17 protein-coding genes are annotated in these 17,792 nt (G+C 36.1%); 16 read left to right on the top strand and 1 reads right to left on the bottom strand.

The annotated features are described in order from the left end of the window. Window positions 1-8 precede the first annotated feature (8 nt). From BTN98_RS11940 to BTN98_RS11930, 3 genes are all read left to right on the top strand, one after another. Window positions 9-1,022, top strand: coding sequence for a nuclear transport factor 2 family protein (locus BTN98_RS11940; RefSeq protein ID WP_060996802.1), 1,014 nt, complete (start codon window positions 9-11; stop codon window positions 1,020-1,022). A 158-nt stretch (window positions 1,023-1,180) separates the two neighbouring features. Next, window positions 1,181-2,197, top strand: coding sequence for a LacI family DNA-binding transcriptional regulator (locus tag BTN98_RS11935; protein WP_060996801.1), 1,017 nt, complete (start codon window positions 1,181-1,183; stop codon window positions 2,195-2,197). 512 nt (window positions 2,198-2,709) lie between these two features. After that, window positions 2,710-4,581 carry an acyltransferase family protein gene (locus tag BTN98_RS11930; RefSeq protein WP_065190123.1) on the top strand — a complete coding sequence of 624 codons (1,872 nt, stop codon included), beginning with the start codon at window positions 2,710-2,712 and terminating at the stop codon, window positions 4,579-4,581. A 143-nt stretch (window positions 4,582-4,724) separates the two neighbouring features. On the opposite strand, the gene BTN98_RS11925 is transcribed toward BTN98_RS11930, so the two are convergent. Next, a complete protein-coding gene (locus BTN98_RS11925) occupies window positions 4,725-4,949 on the bottom strand; it encodes a GntR family transcriptional regulator (protein ID WP_082732095.1) in 225 nt (74 codons plus the stop codon). A 229-nt stretch (window positions 4,950-5,178) separates the two neighbouring features. Between BTN98_RS11925 and BTN98_RS11920 the strand changes: the two genes are divergently transcribed. The 13 genes from BTN98_RS11920 to fucP all read left to right on the top strand — a co-directional run bounded on the left by BTN98_RS11920 (window position 5,179) and on the right by fucP (window position 17,750). Next, window positions 5,179-5,460, top strand: coding sequence for a hypothetical protein (locus BTN98_RS11920; protein ID WP_060996799.1), 282 nt, complete (start codon window positions 5,179-5,181; stop codon window positions 5,458-5,460). A 153-nt stretch (window positions 5,461-5,613) separates the two neighbouring features. Next, entirely contained in the window at window positions 5,614-5,826 is a 213-nt protein-coding gene (locus BTN98_RS11915) for a hypothetical protein (protein ID WP_060996798.1), read from the top strand. Then, complete coding sequence (locus BTN98_RS20840) at window positions 5,827-6,015, top strand: YadA-like family protein (protein ID WP_082732097.1); 189 nt, start codon at window positions 5,827-5,829, stop codon at window positions 6,013-6,015. It abuts the gene before it with no gap. 614 nt (window positions 6,016-6,629) lie between these two features. Beyond that, window positions 6,630-8,093: an MFS transporter gene (locus tag BTN98_RS11905; RefSeq protein ID WP_060996797.1), complete on the top strand. Its 1,464-nt coding sequence runs from the start codon at window positions 6,630-6,632 to the stop codon at window positions 8,091-8,093. A gap of 246 nt (window positions 8,094-8,339) precedes the next feature. Beyond that, window positions 8,340-10,202 (top strand): potassium transporter Kup, encoded by a 1,863-nt coding sequence (locus BTN98_RS11900; protein WP_060996796.1) that lies wholly within the window; start codon window positions 8,340-8,342, stop codon window positions 10,200-10,202. Window positions 10,203-10,295: 93 nt separating this feature from the next. Further along, window positions 10,296-11,762, top strand: coding sequence for a sensor histidine kinase (locus tag BTN98_RS11895; RefSeq protein ID WP_060996795.1), 1,467 nt, complete (start codon window positions 10,296-10,298; stop codon window positions 11,760-11,762). After that, window positions 11,755-12,450: a response regulator gene (locus BTN98_RS11890; protein ID WP_060996794.1), complete on the top strand. Its 696-nt coding sequence runs from the start codon at window positions 11,755-11,757 to the stop codon at window positions 12,448-12,450. Before BTN98_RS11895 ends, BTN98_RS11890 begins: the two co-directional genes overlap by 8 nt. Window positions 12,451-12,571: 121 nt before the next feature. Next, entirely contained in the window at window positions 12,572-12,844 is a 273-nt protein-coding gene (locus BTN98_RS11885) for a hypothetical protein (RefSeq protein WP_060996793.1), read from the top strand. Window positions 12,845-12,846: 2 nt separating this feature from the next. After that, a complete protein-coding gene (tatA, locus tag BTN98_RS11880; protein ID WP_060996792.1) occupies window positions 12,847-13,032 on the top strand; it encodes a twin-arginine translocase TatA/TatE family subunit in 186 nt (61 codons plus the stop codon). 250 nt (window positions 13,033-13,282) lie between these two features. Beyond that, complete coding sequence (locus BTN98_RS11875; protein ID WP_060996791.1) at window positions 13,283-13,624, top strand: hypothetical protein; 342 nt, start codon at window positions 13,283-13,285, stop codon at window positions 13,622-13,624. Between the two features lie 229 nt (window positions 13,625-13,853). Further along, entirely contained in the window at window positions 13,854-15,569 is a 1,716-nt protein-coding gene (locus tag BTN98_RS11870; protein WP_060996790.1) for an NAD-dependent malic enzyme, read from the top strand. Window positions 15,570-15,882: 313 nt separating this feature from the next. Next, window positions 15,883-16,302 carry a D-ribose pyranase gene (gene rbsD / locus BTN98_RS11865; RefSeq protein ID WP_060996789.1) on the top strand — a complete coding sequence of 140 codons (420 nt, stop codon included), beginning with the start codon at window positions 15,883-15,885 and terminating at the stop codon, window positions 16,300-16,302. A 125-nt stretch (window positions 16,303-16,427) separates the two neighbouring features. Next, window positions 16,428-17,750, top strand: coding sequence for an L-fucose:H+ symporter permease (gene fucP / locus BTN98_RS11860; RefSeq protein WP_060996788.1), 1,323 nt, complete (start codon window positions 16,428-16,430; stop codon window positions 17,748-17,750). Window positions 17,751-17,792 lie beyond the last annotated feature (42 nt).

Below are 17,792 nucleotides of genomic sequence, written 5' to 3'. Positions count from 1 at the left end.
AAATTATCATGTCAAAATATCAAGAAACTAAACGTATTGTTCGTGAATACTTTGCTGCAATGGAAAATGCAACGCCAGAAACAGTGGCTGAAGTATTAAAGTCATTCACTTCTGAAGATTACCTATGGCGCGGTGTTTATCCTTTCCGTGAGCAGCAAGGTGCAGAAGCAACTGCAGACGTTTTTTGGGCGCCTCTTATGAAGTCAATGACACGTATGCAACGTCGTCAAGATATCTTCATCGGTGGTACTAATGAAATCAGCGGTGAGCAGTGGGTGATGAGCATGGGTCACTTTATGGGCCTATTTGATGCAGAGTTCTTAGGTCTACGTCCTACGGGTAAGATCATGAACGTTCGTTATGCAGAATTTAACTGTGTTGAAAACGGAAAGATCACGAAAACAGGTTTATTTGTTGATTTGCTAGGCATGATGGATCAAGCTGGTTGTTATCCACTACCACCATCAACTGGTAAGCATTTCGTATACCCAGGTCCTCGTAACCACGATGGTTTATTATTTGATGATGCGCCTGAAGAAGAAGGTATAGCGACACTGGCTCTAGTGAACAAAATGGTTGATGATTTATCGGCTCTTAATGCAAGTGGTGCGATGGGTTGCCCTCCAGAAGTACTAGAGATGAGCTGGTCTAAGGATATGATTTGGTACGGCCCATGTGGTATCGGTGCATCTTATACTATCCCTCGTTACCAGCAACAGCATCAGTTGCCATTCCGTAATAATCTAAAAGACAAGCAATTTAATGGTCATGTTTGTCGTTTTGCTGAAGGTAATTTCTCTTGCTTCTTTGGCTGGCCAAACCTATCAAATACACCAATTGGTGGGTTCCTTGGTTTACCTGGTGGTGAGATCCGTGCAGACATGCAAGTTGTCGATGTTTATTACCGTGATGGTGATAAGCTATCAGAGAACTGGGTATTAATTGACTTACCATACTGGTTAAAGCAGCAAGGTCTTGATGTTTTTGAACGTACACAACAAATTATGAACCCAACATTATAATTTTGTTGTAATTCAATAAGAACCCGAGTTCAATAGCTCGGGTTTTTTTATGTTTTTGAGTTAAAACATGCCACTCTGGATTTATAATGAGGTTTATTTTAAAAGATAAATTATTATTATGAATATCAATTATTCGTTAATATTTCTATAAGAGTAAAATGAATTCAGTAAAACAAACTATCACATCAAAAGATGTCGCTAAACTTGCGGGGGTATCTCAATCCACTGTTTCTCGTGTTTTTATTGCAGGTAGTGCTGTTTCTGAAAAAACGAAGAATAAAGTTTATGAAGCAGCAAAAACGTTAAATTATCGGCCTAATGCTTTTGCTCGAAGTTTAACCACCAATGAATCTAAATTAATTGGTCTTGTTTTTCCTGATGCTGATTATCCTATTCATATGAAAACCTTACAGTTGATTTCTAGTGAACTACAACAGTTAGGTTATTCTACAGTGTTGATCCCTTGGATGGTTGATGACAATAATCAGCATTCGATCCCTAATATTTTTCAATATCGTGTCGATGGTGTTATTGCCGCTTCTGCAACATTGAATAAATCTTTATATCAAGAATGTGAGAAGTTTAATATTCCTATTGTTCAATATGCACGTGTTGTTGAAGATACTAAAAGTAGTTATGTTATTAGTGATAATTTCAGCGCAGGTCAGGTAGCGGCTCAACATTTTTATCAGTCAGGTGTTAATTCGGCGGCTTATTTAACTGGTGAAATACCGACGTTAACTAACGATGAACGAAAAAAAGGGTTCTGTAGTGAGTTTGAATATTTAACTGGTCAGCTCCCGATGATTATCGAAGCAAACTATGATTATCTTAATTCAATAAATGATATTCGCTGTTTTTTAAATAAAAAAAATCGACCAGAAGCTATTTTTTGTGCAACGGATAATTTAGCAATGGCTGTTATGGATATAGCAAGGTTTGAATGTAATTTGAAGATTCCTGAAGATTTACAAGTTATTGGATTTGACAATATTCCACAAACAGAATGGCTAAGTTATCAGTTAACAACATTCAAGCAAGATTTTAAAAGACTAGCCCAAGAAGCGGTTAAAATTATTGTTGATCAAGTGCAACAAGATAATAATAGTTTTATTAAATTAATGATTCCAGCGTCACTTGTAGAGCGCAAAACGACCAAAAAACATTGTGTATAAATAATTATTTTGTTTATGATCAAAATATATCGGCTTCTATGTAGTTAAGGGGCCGATCATCTCCATATCTGGTTGGCGTATATGTTTCTGATGGCATTAAAAAAGACAGCGTATATATTCACGAAGGATCATGGCCTGATTTATAATCTAGAACAGGTATGTGTAAAAATGGTGGGCCCAATGAATGGTTAATAATATAGTTAGCCTTATTTAAATATGACTATATTCTAGTTGTAAAATAAAATGAGGTGAATTATTTTTTAGTAATGACGACACATATAAAAATATAAAAATTATTACAGATATATATTGTTGTATTAAGGATAAATATTTCTTTTAGTATAAAGTTAATATGGAGTTGTTATAATAATATTTGATTCATTCCAAAAAAGGAATGTTTTGATAGGCTGTTATGTTGAATTTTAATGTCATATTTGTGTTAATGATGTTGCATTTGATGGATAAAGCTTTTAATAAATATATAATAGCATTTTTTTGCTAAAAGATTATATATGAACTTTAGACAAGATATAAATGGATTAAGAGCCATAGCTGTTATTGCTGTGGTAATATTTCACTTCAAAAGTACATTAATACCCGGAGGATTTGCTGGGGTTGATGTTTTTTTTGTTATATCAGGTTTTCTGATGACAAGTATTATATTTAGAGGGATAGGAAATAATAATTTTTCAATTCTTTCTTTTTATAAAGCACGTGCAATAAGAATAATACCTGCATTATTAGTTTTAAGTAGCGTGACATTTTTATTTTGTTGGTTTTTTCTTGTACCATTAAAATTTGAAGATTTAGGTCGTCATATTCTAAGTAGTATTAGTTTTTTATCTAATATTACATATTGGAAAGAATCAGGTTATTTTGATACATCATCTCAAACGAAATGGTTATTACATACTTGGTCACTGTCTGTTGAGTGGCAATTTTATATTATATATCCAATTGTTTTAGTTATTTTAAGTAAAATACTCTCTCTAAATCTAATTAAAAAACTTTTATTTGTAACCACCATCTTAGGCTTAGGGTTGAGTGCGTATGCATCATATTATTGGCCTTCGCCTGCATATTATTTATTCCCTACGCGAGCATGGGAAATGATGGCAGGCGGTTTAGTTTTTCTTTATCCAGTAAAATTAAATGAACCAGTAAAAAAATACACGAATATATTGGGTTTTGTTTTAATAATTTGTTCTTATGTTTTTATGTCAAAATCCGATATGTGGCCTGGATATTTAGCATTAATTCCGGTGCTAGGTAGTGCTTTGATTATATCGGCAAATAAGCAAGATAGTTTGATTACAAATAATAAGATAATGACAAATATTGGTTTATGGTCTTATTCTATTTACTTATGGCATTGGCCTGTCGTTGTTATCGGACATTATTTTAATATTGAGTATTGGACTGTTATTGGGATCCCATTATCAATCTTATTAGGCTACATGAGTTATACTTTTATCGAAAAAAATCGACTAAGTCTTAAAGCAATATTATTACCTTATATTATTATTGCTGGAATTTCTTATATTGTTATTTCGAATATTAGCTTGTTTTATAATATACCAAAAAATAAATTTGAAGCAATTGTTACAAATAAGGCTAAAGATAACAATGGAGCATATACTTGGAGTAGGCTCAGAAGTTTAAACAAAAAAGAACAATTTAGTCATGATGAAGGCAATAAAATGCTTATTATTGGTGATTCTCAGGCTGGTGATTTTGTAAATGCTATGTACGATGCTGGCTTTGCAGAAAAGTCTGAGATTATTTCACGGGTTGTAGAAGCTGATTGCGGATTTTTCTATTTAACGCCAAATCAACAACAAAAGGCTTTTTCTGATTCACCAACGATTAAAGATAATCAAATGTGGCAGAATAAGTGTCAAAGCTTCATAAGACATGTTGATGATGGTAATGTTGTTGAACAAGCTAATATTATTGTTCTTGCCATGTATTGGCGTGATGACAATATGCAATGGATCTTACAATCAATTGAAAATATTCGCAGTAAAAATCCGCGCGCAAAAATTTATGTCGTTGGTGGTAAGTCATTTAACCGTCAGATTTCGACATTAGCTTATGATGCTTATCGTAATAATATCGATATTGTTAATTATGCGGCAAACAATATTGCTCAAAATAGTAAAGAAGATCGTGCCATACAGAATAAGATCTTTGAATCTAAAGCTAAATTGATAAATTATAACTACACATTTATTAATATGACTAATCTAATGTGTGATAGTCAAAAGTGTAATGTTATTGATGATAATGGTCATTCTTTTTACTACGATAGACGCCATACGACTCGTGACGGAACGAAATATATAGCGAAAAAATTATTAGAAAACAAATTTTTATTATTTTAATAAAATGGAAAAGCTGAGAGCTTTATTCTCAGCTTTTTAATATATATTACATAGTGTAGTTTGAAAATTGGTTTAACTACTGGCGAGATAGTGCTTATGATCGTAATTATTTTATTAACCTATCAAAATGGACATAAATCTTATTAAGAGGCTAAAAACCAACCTCGACGTTCTTTTCTATAAATGATTCCCTGAGCTTCTAGTTCTAATAGTGCGTGCTTTACGGTTAGCCGACTAGCATTAAAAATTTCGCTTAACTCACGTTCGGATGGAAGTCGTTTTGATTGTGTAGAAAAGAGACCGCGTTCAATTTGTTGGAGTATCGTTTCACAAATAAGAGAGGGTGAAGGTGATAGTTGTTCGCTCATTATAGGCATTGCTCATTTTTGTAAGTTGCTGGTAAATTTATCAGTACAGATAGCATAGCAATGGTATGTCATTATTATGTCATTACTATTTTAGTTAATTGCTTTAATCACTATTTATTACCATCAATATAAATAGAGTTTAGATGGTATTTGTTTTGTGAATATTATTTTTTATTAAATGGCTTTTTTTACTTCTCTCTAGATTATGGTCGCATACAATAATTAGAGAATGAAAATTCTACCGTTTGTTTTATGCTCAACCTTATTAAGTACATCTGCTTTTGCTGCAAGCACAAATATTATTAACACTCCAAATGCTGGCGTTCAAGACCCTGCTGTTAATGATCATATTGAAAGTGATAATATTGTGGTCGGTAAAGATTCAACATTTTCCGGGAGGGGTAACTTGATCATAGGCTCTAGTAGTACGGGCCAAGATGAATCTGTTGCTATCGCAACCAACAGCACAGGTATTGTGACTAATAATGCCAAGGAAAGGGGCTATTACTAGTAATCGTGCCGATATTAATAGCAATAGAAATACAATTTCGACTAATACCGCTGCGATTGATCGTAACATCACCAATATTAATAATACGGCTCATATTCATTCAAATAGGGTGCATGTTCAAACAATCCCTCAGAGATAACGAAAACTAAGCAATTGGCGACGACGAACAAAAATAATAGTAATAAAAACACTGATGGTATTAATACTAACCGAACTAATATCCAACATAACTCTGATCGTATTGATAATATTGATACAAATAATAAAAATTATGTTGACAATAAATTTAATCATTTAAAAAAAGATATTTATCAAGTTAGAAAGCGTGCAGATGCAGGAACTGCTTCTGCGATGGCAATGACTTAAATAGCAGCGCCATTAAATGGTTATAAATATAATATTGGTATCGGTATTGGTGCATATGGCGAACAAGCAGCAACGGCGATTGGTGCTAAGTTTAGAGTCAATCAGAGTACGACTGTTGGTTTAACATCATCTTATGACTCTCAGCATAACTTTGGTACGTCTATTGGTGCTAATTGGTCATTTAACTAACCATTGTTAGTAATTTGATGAAAGGAAATATGCTTTTTTGCTGTCGAGGCTATTAATTATTGCGAGGCATTTTAGTCGTAGAGCATGGAGTTTTTGATAAAATTAGTCATGCGATTCAATTAGTAACGGCTAGGTTGATATTTTATTACTATTATCAAAGCAAATTATATTTTTTATTAACAATAAATTGGAAGATTATTGTGCTGGATGGTCTTTTTTTCAGCGTTCAAAATCAGAGGTCACTCTCTAACTGGATTAATTTTCATTGAAAAATAACTAATATTGGTTGATTATTGATTAATGGACCTATAATAAATAGTAATTTATATTTTATTTTTGATCTTTAAATATCAAAAAACATAAAAAAGCATATTTATCTGCACTGTGTTTTTTATTGGATTTTTTTTGTAACCTATTGTTTTTTAATTTTTATTTTAGACTGGTGTTTTTTGTTTTGAATGTTATTTATAGGTATCATAACCTACAGTGCTTAGTGACGGTTAATTACATTCAGAAAATAAATTTCATCTTTGGTTGTGATATATGTTTATATATTGCCAACTTTAATACTGATATTCGTCTGAATTAAGACAATAAGCATTGTTGATTTTAACATGAATCAAAAAATAGAGATTCAACCGCAAAATACGATCCAGAGTTATATTGATGAGATATCAATAAGTAATCCAGTTGCTAATAAATATTCAATGTCAATGACACGTGTGCAATGGCGAATTTGGTTGTTAGCAACATTTGGAAAGTTTTTTGAGGGTATGATTGTTTTTATGATGGGGTTAACCCTACCATTATTGACCCTACAATTTCATTTAACAGAGCTACAGAAAGGTATAATTAGTTCCTCGATTCTGTTTGGTATTTTAATTGGAGCAAGTGCTCTGGGTGGGCTATCTGATCTTTATGGACGTAAGAAAATGTTCATTATTGAGATGGCTTTACTCTCTATCTGCTTGATAGGCATGGCAACTAGCCAAACCTATTTGAGTATTTTAGTGTTTAACTTTGGCATTGGCTTAGCTTTAGGGTGTGATTACCCTACGGCGCATTTAATGATATCTGAAAGTATTCCGTCTAAGAACCGCGGTAAGCTGGTTTTGGGGGCGTTTGCATTTCAGTCTATTGGTGTTTTACTGGGTATTTTAACCGGTATTTTTGTATTGACGTATGTTAACGACATCAATGCATGGCGAATAATGTATATTATTGCTTTGATTCCATCATTAGCGATTACGATTGCACGTTTCTTTATTCCTGAAAGTGCGCATTGGCTATTGTCTAAAAATCGTAAAGCGGATGCGGAAAAATCATTGAAGCGGTTATTACATCGGTCGCAACAATCGTCGATGCCAATTGAAGAAACGCCGTGTGATGATGTTGAATTATCGTCATGGTTACATGGTTATAAGCGGTTATTTAAAGAAAAATATCGTGCTAAAACTATTTTGGCATCAGTGCCTTGGTTTATTCAAGATCTTGGTACTTATGGTATTGGTATTTTTACACCGGTTATTTTGGCATCGGTACTTGATCCTCATCAGGCAACAGGCGGAGATGCACTTCAGAATACGATTGCTAATACGATTTATTTAGCCAAAGGTACTGCAGTTATTGACTGCTTACTTATTGTTGGTGTTATTTGTGCAATTATTTTTTCTGAATCAATTGGCCGTATGAAGCTGCAAATTTATGGCTTTATTGGTTGCGCTGTTGGCTTATTGTGTGCGGCTATTTCAGTAAAAATGCATGGTGATTATCAGATGTACCTGCTGTTTTTAGGCTTTATGTTATTTAACTTTATGAATAACCTTGGTCCGAATGCACAAACATATTTGATATCTGGTGAAGTGTTTCCAGTAAAAATTCGAGCTAAAGGTGCGGGTTTTGCAGCATCTGTTGCTAAGTTTGGTGCTATTTTAACAGCTTTTTTATTCCCTATTTTGCTACATGAAATAGGTGTGTTCTCACTTTTATTGTGTTTAGTTATGACGTCACTGTTGGGCGCATGGGTAACACATAAGTACCGCTTTGAAACATCAGGAAAAAATATCGAGAATTTGTAAATACGGTATTAGCCTTTGAATTATTAAGCACCAGTCAGTTACTGATTGGTGCTTTTTTAGTTTTTATCGATAGCTGATAGTTACTTCGTGATGGTTAAATGGTAACCAATCTTTACACATTTTTTATATTTGATGCTGGAAAATATACCCTAACTTTATATTACCCTTGTTAATCTGCCCACCTCGTTGAATGAAGAAGGCCTTATGTGTTGCAGTGGTTAAGAGCAAACACATATGTAACAAGTTATGCAAAATCAAAAACAGTCACTATTAGTACTAACGTGCTTATCTGTTGGGATTGTATATGGTGATATTGGCACTAGCCCATTATATGCCTTTAAAGCGATGTTTAGCGGCTCACATGCATTGGCGATTGATCCTGCTAATGTTTTTGGTGTGTTGTCGCTTGTTTTTTGGACTTTTGTTATTACCGTTTCGATCAAATATTTGGCCGTTGTTACTCGTGCATCTAAACGTGGTGAAGGTGGTGTGCTGACGTTAACAGCGTTAGCACATGGTGCCGCTCCTAAACGTAGTAAAAAAATCATTATATTTTTAGGTATGTTAGCTGCTGGTTTTTTCTTTGGTGAAGCTATTATCACGCCGGCAATGTCAGTGCTATCTGCAGTTGAGGGCATCACTGTAATTAATCACAATTTACAACCGATGATTATTCCCATTGCAATCACAATTATCTGTGTACTATTTGGTATTCAAAAATATGGCTCAGGCAGTATTGGACGCTTATTTGCTCCCGTAATGCTACTGTGGTTCAGTTGTATCGGTGTATTGGGGCTGATTAGTATTATTGCTAACCCTCGGGTGTTATTGGCGTTAAATCCGCTCTATGGCATCGAGTTTATTGTTAATCATGGAATAGAAACCCTATTTACTCTTGGAGTGGTGGTACTCGCTGTGACTGGTGTTGAAGCGCTCTATGCTGATATGGGTCACTTTGGTATTAAATCGATTCGTCTGGCATGGTTTTTTATTGTGATGCCATGCTTAGTGCTGAACTATTTTGGTCAAGGGGCGTTAGTATTGGCAAATGCGAATACTGCAACCAATCCATTCTTTTTGCTGGCACCGACGATATTACGTTTGCCGTTAATTATATTAGCGACGTTTGCGACGGTTATTGCTTCTCAAGCCGTGATTTCAGGTATTTATTCGCTGACACGCCAAGCGGTTAATTTAGGTTACTTACCACCGATGAGGATTTATCATACCTCGCATCAAGCCCAGGGGCAGATTTACGTGCCATTGGCTAATTTACTGCTGTTCATTTTAGTTATTACGGTAGTGCTGACATTTGGTAGCTCTGAGCGTTTAGCCGCTGCATATGGTATTGCGGTCACCGCAACGATGTTGATTTCATCGATATTTACGCTAGTGGTAGCGCGTCATTTATGGCGTTGGTCACGATTAATGACATTACAATATGGGCTATTAATGCTCACTTATGATGCTTTGTTATTTACTGCAACATCATTGAAATTTATGGATGGTGGTTGGTTACCACTAACCATAGGTGCGATGGTGTTTATATTGATGGTCGTGTGGTATTTAGAGCGGCAACGATTAGGGTTACAGCTTAAACAACCTTTGTCTGCTGAAGCGATGGTAAGTGAACTTGAGCAAAAACAATGGACGCGAGCATCAGGTACAGCCGTATATTTTTCACGAAATGAAGCACAAGTACCTTCATCATTAATCAATAATCTTAAATACAATGAAATTTTGCATCAGCGAAATGTACTGTTAACGTTTAAATACCCTAACCAACCACGGGTGCATCCATTAAAGCGCATGGAGGTGACTCAATTATCTGCAACCTTCTGGCAAATGATCGTTTATGTTGGTTATCAAGAGTCACCGGATATTGAACAAATTTATACGGTTTCGCGAAGTAATGGCTTTGTGCTACATCCAACGGATACATTGTTTTTTATGTCATCAGAGCGAATAAAAGTCAAACCAAGTTCTTGGTGGCATGATGTAAAAGCGCGGTTATTTATTTTACTAAGCCGTAATGCGCTGCGAACATCTGAACGACTGCATGTGCCGCAAGATAGATTGATTGAGATTGGGGTCCATGTGGAAATATAACCGTTTAATTTTACTAACAGCCGTTATTGTAATTAATAATGTGAGTGTTGGTGTTAGTTTAATGATGCCGAATTGTAATAGTAGAAATGAGAAATGAATAACCCGTTATCGTGGTTTGATGTAACCAAAACCAGTATTTTATTATTGTTATATGTATTAGTGACATACCTCGGAGTTGCCTTTCGGGATATTATCATTGAAACAGATACTGCAATGCTGCTGTTACTGCTGAATATTGTTAGTGGTGTGTTGTTACGCAAACGGGTTGCGTATGTGATCACCGCTGCAAGTATTGTCGCTTTTCATTTCTTTGTTTTACCTGAGCATAATTCGTTTCGGTTTCAGAATTATCAACATATCATTACTTTTTCAGTGATGGCATTTAGTGGTGTGTTTGCAGTCAAATTAACCCAATCACAACAGCGAAAAATTGAAGAAAATCAAATTTTACGAGCAGAGTTAAATAGTAATTATGATTTAGCCTCCATCCTCGCGGCGCTCAATGAAAGTCATGCTATTGCCGAAGCTTCACTTGTCCATCTTGAGCAATATTTTCAAATGCGAGCCCAAATATGGCTGTTTTCTCCCCAGCTACATTGCCTTGCGACGCATCAGAAGCTGTCTAAAGCGACTTATCAACCGTTAATTGAACGTTTCAGGAGACGACAGCAACAACATATTGAATATCTCTCGCCATCGTTGAGCTTACATCCATTATATGGGCAGTCTGGTATGTTTGGGGTATTGCTGATTGATGCATTATCAGAGCGGGTATTTAATCCTATTTTGAGTACGCTAATTAGCTTATCGTTAGCAAGATCTGAAGCAAATACAGCGTTAACAGCAGCCAAAGAAGCCAATCAATTGGAGCAAATGCGCAATACATTATTAGCAGCGGTATCGCATGATTTAAAAACACCATTAGGATCGATCATAGGCTCTGCGACTACACTGAGTGATACTAGTCTTCGTTTGCCACAACAAACGCAACAAGAATTATTACAGTCGATTGCCGAAGAAGGTTACAGTTTAAATCGTAGTTTAACTAAGCTGCTTGATATCAGTCGTTATAGCATTAAAACTTTGGTTCCTAACTGTGATTGGGTTGAACCTGAAGAGGTGATTGGTAGTGCGATTAAACGGGTTGAACAAGTCATAAGATCGCACCCGATTCAGTTATGTGGTGACACCATATTAGTGTCATTAGATTACACTCTAATTGAACAAATTATTGCTAATCTTATTGAAAATGCAGCTAAATATAGTCCAGTTGGTAGTGTGATTGATATTCAAACTAATTATCGACGCGGTCATTTTATTATTGAAATTGCAGATCGTGGCTGCGGGGTTGCGCCAGAAGAACGACTGCGTATTTTTGAGCGTTTCTATCGTTCAGAGCAAGTGAAAGTAAAAGGAACGGGGTTAGGTTTAGCTATTTGTCAATTAATTGTTGCTGCACATAATGGTGAGATAAGTGTGATATCACGTGCTAGCGGTGGTAGTGTATTTGTAGTGAAAATTCCTTGTGAAAAGTACGAGCTAACGGATATTTATGAATAATGATAGTAAGATTTTAATTATTGAAGATGAAGCACCTATCCGTCGCTTTCTTGATATTTTAACCACGGGACATGGCTATCAGGTTAAAACTGTTGAGACTGCACAAGAAGGTCTTAAACAAATTATCACATGGAGCCCACATTTAATATTATTAGATCTAGGATTACCTGATGCCGATGGTCTTGATTTTACTAAAGAGCTACGTTCATGGACTGAAACACCGATTATTGTTATCTCTGCTCGTGATAAAGAAGCGGATAAAGTGCTTGCGCTTGATGCTGGCGCAAATGATTATTTAACAAAGCCTTTTGGTAGTGGGGAGTTGTTAGCAAGAATACGAGTGGCATTACGGCTTAATGTTACCATGAACTCAGTTGAGATCAGCCAGCATCAGTTTGGAGATGTCGTATTAGACTTAGCAATGCAAACTGTCACCAATGCAGGTGAAGTAATTAAGTTAACCCCAAAAGAATACAGGATCTTCACTTTATTAGCTAAAAATATGGGTAAGGTATTGACCCATAAACAGATATTAAAAGAAGTTTGGGGCGGGAATTATACCGAGCATGCTCACTATGTACGGATTCATATTGCACAACTGCGACATAAAATAGAACGTTCTCCTGCCCAGCCACAGTATATTATTACTGAAAATGGGGTGGGATATCGGTTAATTAGTGACGATTAAATCGTAACGATATAAATGAATGTCGTTTATAAAAAATTTATATCTATCATGATAATCTTTACATAAACATTAGATTAAAATTTATACCATCAATTGAGTTGGACTCATTGAAGGTATAAATATGTTTATTGAAGTAAAACTTGGTCTCGCTGTTATATTTTTCATATGGATGCTAACGCGTAGCCTTTATAAAAAAGCAACCTGGTTACAATTAACCATTGTCGGTTTACAGATCTTTTCAGTGCTTCTTTTAATTGAATTATCAATTACCCACTATTTTCCTGAATTTCTGGAAGCGAAATGGTTTATTGGGGTTTTTTTTGCTGCTGTATTTATCATTGCAGCTGCTAAAGAGCGTTATTTGTCTAAAAATGAACAACAAGAGATTAATTAAAAATGGGTGAAATTAGCATCGGTAAGCTACTTATTGTTGCCGTTATTTTTGTTTTATTATTTGGTACTAAAAAACTTCGAACATTAGGTAGTGATCTTGGCTATGCACTGCGTGGTTTTCAACATGCAGTCAAAGATGAACCACAATCAAACACTGAAGCAGCTGCCAAATCGACAGATAATCAATAATCAGCCCCTTAACGTTATGGTAGGTGTGAGTTACATAATGGCGATGTAACTCACACGTTTTCTTGACCTTCCCCTTTGTGTAAGCTTTATGATAATACTTTATTGATATGCTGATAAAGAGAGCCAAATATGAGTTGCTGTAATAAAGCCCCTAAAGGTGGCGCAAGTTTAGGGTTATTATTAAAGTTAATTGGTGGAATTTTCGTGGTGTTATTAATTGCTTCTTATTGGCAATAAATAAGGTGCAGTAATGAAACCGATAGTAAAAATTGAGCCTCATCAGCGTCGTTGCAGTATTGATGGTTCGACAACAGCGCTAGCATCGATGCTCATCACACTAAATGCTAATCAATATATTATGCCTGCTACAATCAAAACGGCGCATACATTGCGAGTTCAATATGATTTTAGATACATTGAATTTCAACAAATATTAACCATTATTACAGCTACTGGTGTGAACTATAAAAATGGTTTTTTTCAGCGTTTAAAATACCAGCTTTATAGTGATGCCGATCTACAAGCGCGAGATAATCTTAAAATCGCGCCATTTTGCTGCGATAAAGTGGCAATTAGACGGGAAAACTTATAATTGTTACGTGTTTTTTCATAAACGGTTATTTGTTATTTTCTATAGTTAATAAGTCGGTGGTGTTTTTTTAACCAGATATAATTAACAATGCGACTGTTCACATTTTTGTGCTGCGGTTAGGTATACACTCTAGTTCACATGGTGGCTTTGTCATGATGAACAACAATGTTAATCGTTGTTAGTGATAATAAAGTATACCGGTTATTGTTGTTATACACGGAGACTGAATATGACTATCGGTAAGTACCTCAGATGGAAAGATGCGCAAGGGAAAGTGTTTCGTCCAGTGTCGTTAACCGGCACCGAGTTACTCAATGATCGCACTTTAAATAAAAGTACGGCGTTTACTCAAGAAGAGCGCGAAGCTTTTCAACTAACAGGGTTATTACCGCCACGAGTACAAACATTTGATGATCAGCTTAACCGAGTTTATGACGGCTTTCGTAGTGCATCAACAGATATTGAAAAATACCTGTTCTTACGTTCATTGCAAGATCGTAATGAAACCCTCTTTTATGCGCTGTTATCGCGTCATGTAGAAGAAATGACGCCGATTATTTATACCCCAACTGTCGGTAAAGCATGTCAAGAATTTAGCCATCGCTATCAAAAAGCCCGTGGATTATATATTACAGAAGAAAACATTAATGCCATGGGTGAGATGTCGCGTCATTTTATGGGCAAAGACATCAAAATTATTGTTGTAACTGATAGCCAAGGTATTTTAGGTATTGGCGATCAAGGTGTTGGCGGGATGGGTATTCCGATTGGTAAGTTATCACTCTATACGTTAGGTGCTGGAATCCACCCCGCCCATTGTTTACCAATTGCGTTAGATGTCGGGACTGATAACCAAGAGTTACTCGATGATCCGATGTATTTAGGCATTTCACGTAAACGACTACGTGGCGATGCTTATAAGCGCTTTATTAAAGCTTTTGTAAAACAAGTCAAACGTCATTTTCCAAAAGCAGTCTTGCAATGGGAAGATTTCAGTAAAGCCAATGCGTTTAATAATCTGAGTGATTACGAAGACAGTTTGCCGTCGTTTAATGATGATATTCAAGGTACGGGCTCGGTTGTATTAGCGGGTATCTTAGGAGCATGTAAGATCAAGCAAGAGCGCTTAGTTGATCAAACCTATGTTATTTATGGTGCTGGCGCTGGTGGAGTCGGTGTTGCTGATCAAATCTATGCAGGGTTACTTAAAGAAGGATGTACTCATCATTCGGCACGGGCAAAAATTTTCATTCTTGATTCTCAAGGGGTAGTGTTTGATGATCGTGATGGCTTAGAAGATTATAAACGTCGCTATGCTAAACCCCGTTCAATTTCAGCAGATTGGCATGCTGCTGAATTAGGAAAAATAAGCTTAACAGAGTTAATCAATAATCATCCAGTGACGGTATTACTGGGGGCGAGTGGTATTGGTGGCTCGTTCACAAGCGAACATATTCAAAAGATGATGGAATATACACCAAGGCCAATTATCTTCCCGTTATCAAATCCCACCGCTAATTGTGAAGCCATTCCTGAAGCGATTTATCATTGGAGTGATGGTCAAGCAATTGTGGCAACAGGTAGTCCATTCTCTGATGTTGAGTACAATGGTCATCAATACCGTATTGGACAGGGTAATAATGTGTTTATTTTCCCAGGGGTTGGATTGGCATCGATTGTGTCGCAAACGGAAAAAATCACTCAAGATATGTTTACAACCGCTTCTTATGCACTTGCTGAGTGTGTCAGTGATGAAGATATAGCGATGGGTTGTATTTATCCTAGAATCAGTGATTTGAAGACTGTTTCGATCTATGTTGCGCATACTATTTTAACCCAAATGCAAGCGACGGATGCGTGTAGCTATTTGCGGAATAAAGATCTGAAACAAGTATTAGCTGAGCATATGTGGGAACCGGTATACCTTCCTTATCGACGAGTATAAACTCACAAAATTTTAATGATTTTTAAAGCCATATTTTAATCAAATATGGTTTTTTTGCTTTTTTCTATTTTATTTTTCCATCTCGGTATCGAAACGTTTCGCTGGTAAAAATGTGAGCAAAATAACTTTTTTAAGCCTGTTTTTAGGCTTGAAAGCGATCATTCTCACAGCTTATATATTTCACTATGGTGAATTTTTTACAGCGGTTTATTATTCACATCGAAACGTTTCGATAGCGTTTCCTGTCAATTATAAACATCAATTCCAAGACAGATAAATGAGTCATATAACGTGTAACGAGAAGGTCAATTAAATGAAGAAAAGCACTCTAATTAATGCAGAACTTTCGTACCTTGTGGCAACGCTAGGACATACCGATGAAATCACTATTTGTGATGCAGGCTTGCCAATACCTCAACATGTACAACGTATCGATCTGGCATTAACCCATGGTGTACCGAGTTTTCTCGATACCGTGAAAGTTATTTTATCTGAATCACAAATTGAAGCAGTGTTGATGGCAACTGAATTTGCAAAAGTCAGCCCTAAGCACCACCAAGCATTACTCGCTGTGCTTGATCAAGAGTGTTTAACAACGGGTAAATCAATTCAAATTGGTTATTTATCCCATGAAGAATTTAAACAACGTACTGCGCAAAGCCGTGCAGTGGTAAGAACCGGTGAATATACGCCGTATGCCAATATTATTTTCCAAACAGGTGTGGTGTTTTAAGGCATAAATCGAACATCTGGTTCGTTAGTCTATATCGAGTGTTGCTCTATATAGATAAGGTCTACCTAAATATAAACAAATATCGCCTACGCTAGGTGGCGTGGTGATTTTATGGAAGATATATTATGTTTATTAAGAATAATACAATTCAACAGGCGGATGGTTTTTTAAATAAAACGCCAATATTCCAATTTTTATTATTATCGTCAGTGTTTGCCCTTTGGTCTGCGGCTGCAGCGCTTAATGATGTATTGATTACCCAATTTAAATCCATTTTTGAACTGTCTAATTTTGCTTCAGCGTTGGTACAATCGGCATTTTATGGTGCTTATTTTTTAGTCGCCATCCCTGCATCGATGGTTGTTAAAAAATCCTCTTATAAATTGGCAATACTACTCGGTTTAGCGTTATATATTTTAGGTTGTTTAATGTTCTTTCCAGCATCCCATGCTGGCACCTATACCATGTTCCTAGCGGCAATTTTTTGTATTGCGATTGGATTGTCGTTCCTTGAAACCTCATGTAATACTTATTCTGCGATGATTGGTGAGCCTGAGCGTTCGACACTACGATTAAACATTTCTCATACCATTAACGCGATGGGCTACATCATTGGTTTGTTACTTGGTAAACATCTTATTTTCCAAGAAGGTGTTGATGTTGGTCATATGATGGCGACCTTGACGGGCCCTGAACTTGCCGCTTTTAAAGAGCAAGTATTACAACAAACATTAGAACCTTATAAGTGGTTAGTGGGTGTAATAGCAACGATTGCGGTTTTAATTGCAGTGACTGAATACCCTAATTGTAAAGCGGCGACAGACAGTAAAGATAATCAGCCTTCGTTTGGTGAAACACTGGCTTATTTAATGGGTAATAAGCGTTTCTTTAAAGGTATTGTAACCCAGTTTGCTTATGTTGGTATGCAAGTAGCGGTATGGTCATTTACGATTCGTCTAGCGTTAGAGTTAGATCATAATATGGTTGAGCATGATGCGGCTAATTACTTATTGTATGCCTTCATCATGTACTTCTTAGGTAAGCTACTCGCGAACTACTTATTTACCAAAACCTCACAAGAAAATGTATTAATGGGCTACTCAGCCGTCGGTTTTGCTTGCTTGATGTATGTAACTTTTGTGCCTAACTTCAGTGCTGTTTGGGTTGCTGTAGGAACATCTGCGTTATTTGCACCTTGCTGGGCAACGATTTTTGCTTCAACGCTACAGTCTGTTGATACCCGTTACACAGAGACTGCAGGTGGTTTTGTGGTGATGTCTATTATTGGTGGTGCGGCTATTCCGGTGATTCAAGGTTTACTGGCCGATAATATTGGCCTTCAGTCTTCATTCATTGTTAGTGCGCTGTGTTTCGCGGTGGTATTCGTTTACTTCATGAATGAAAAGCAATACAAGCAACGATTCAATTTTGTGGCTGCTAAGGCGTAATGTTCAACTGTGACCACTCAATGATGGGTGGTCAATTTTGTG

The organism is Photobacterium aquimaris (genome assembly GCF_002954455.1).
GTDB classification, from domain to species: Bacteria; Pseudomonadota; Gammaproteobacteria; order Enterobacterales; family Vibrionaceae; genus Photobacterium; species Photobacterium aquimaris.
This window is presented reverse-complemented; position numbering and strand designations above follow the sequence as displayed.

Excerpts from the sequence above, each read along its gene's own strand:
- BTN98_RS11895 (WP_060996795.1), top strand. The coding sequence starts at position 10,296 with ATGAATAACCCGTTATCGTGGTTTGATGTAACCAAAACCAGTATTTTA.
- BTN98_RS11900 (WP_060996796.1), top strand. The coding sequence starts at position 8,340 with ATGCAAAATCAAAAACAGTCACTATTAGTACTAACGTGCTTATCTGTT.
- BTN98_RS11940 (WP_060996802.1), top strand. The coding sequence starts at position 9 with ATGTCAAAATATCAAGAAACTAAACGTATTGTTCGTGAATACTTTGCT.
- BTN98_RS11935 (WP_060996801.1), top strand. The coding sequence starts at position 1,181 with ATGAATTCAGTAAAACAAACTATCACATCAAAAGATGTCGCTAAACTT.
- BTN98_RS11920 (WP_060996799.1), top strand. The coding sequence starts at position 5,179 with ATGAAAATTCTACCGTTTGTTTTATGCTCAACCTTATTAAGTACATCT.
- BTN98_RS11925 (WP_082732095.1), bottom strand. The coding sequence starts at position 4,949 with ATGAGCGAACAACTATCACCTTCACCCTCTCTTATTTGTGAAACGATA.
- BTN98_RS11905 (WP_060996797.1), top strand. The coding sequence starts at position 6,630 with ATGAATCAAAAAATAGAGATTCAACCGCAAAATACGATCCAGAGTTAT.
- BTN98_RS11890 (WP_060996794.1), top strand. The coding sequence starts at position 11,755 with ATGAATAATGATAGTAAGATTTTAATTATTGAAGATGAAGCACCTATC.
- BTN98_RS11885 (WP_060996793.1), top strand. The coding sequence starts at position 12,572 with ATGTTTATTGAAGTAAAACTTGGTCTCGCTGTTATATTTTTCATATGG.
- BTN98_RS11870 (WP_060996790.1), top strand. The coding sequence starts at position 13,854 with ATGACTATCGGTAAGTACCTCAGATGGAAAGATGCGCAAGGGAAAGTG.
- tatA (WP_060996792.1), top strand. The coding sequence starts at position 12,847 with ATGGGTGAAATTAGCATCGGTAAGCTACTTATTGTTGCCGTTATTTTT.
- BTN98_RS11875 (WP_060996791.1), top strand. The coding sequence starts at position 13,283 with ATGAAACCGATAGTAAAAATTGAGCCTCATCAGCGTCGTTGCAGTATT.
- BTN98_RS11930 (WP_065190123.1), top strand. The coding sequence starts at position 2,710 with ATGAACTTTAGACAAGATATAAATGGATTAAGAGCCATAGCTGTTATT.
- fucP (WP_060996788.1), top strand. The coding sequence starts at position 16,428 with ATGTTTATTAAGAATAATACAATTCAACAGGCGGATGGTTTTTTAAAT.
- rbsD (WP_060996789.1), top strand. The coding sequence starts at position 15,883 with ATGAAGAAAAGCACTCTAATTAATGCAGAACTTTCGTACCTTGTGGCA.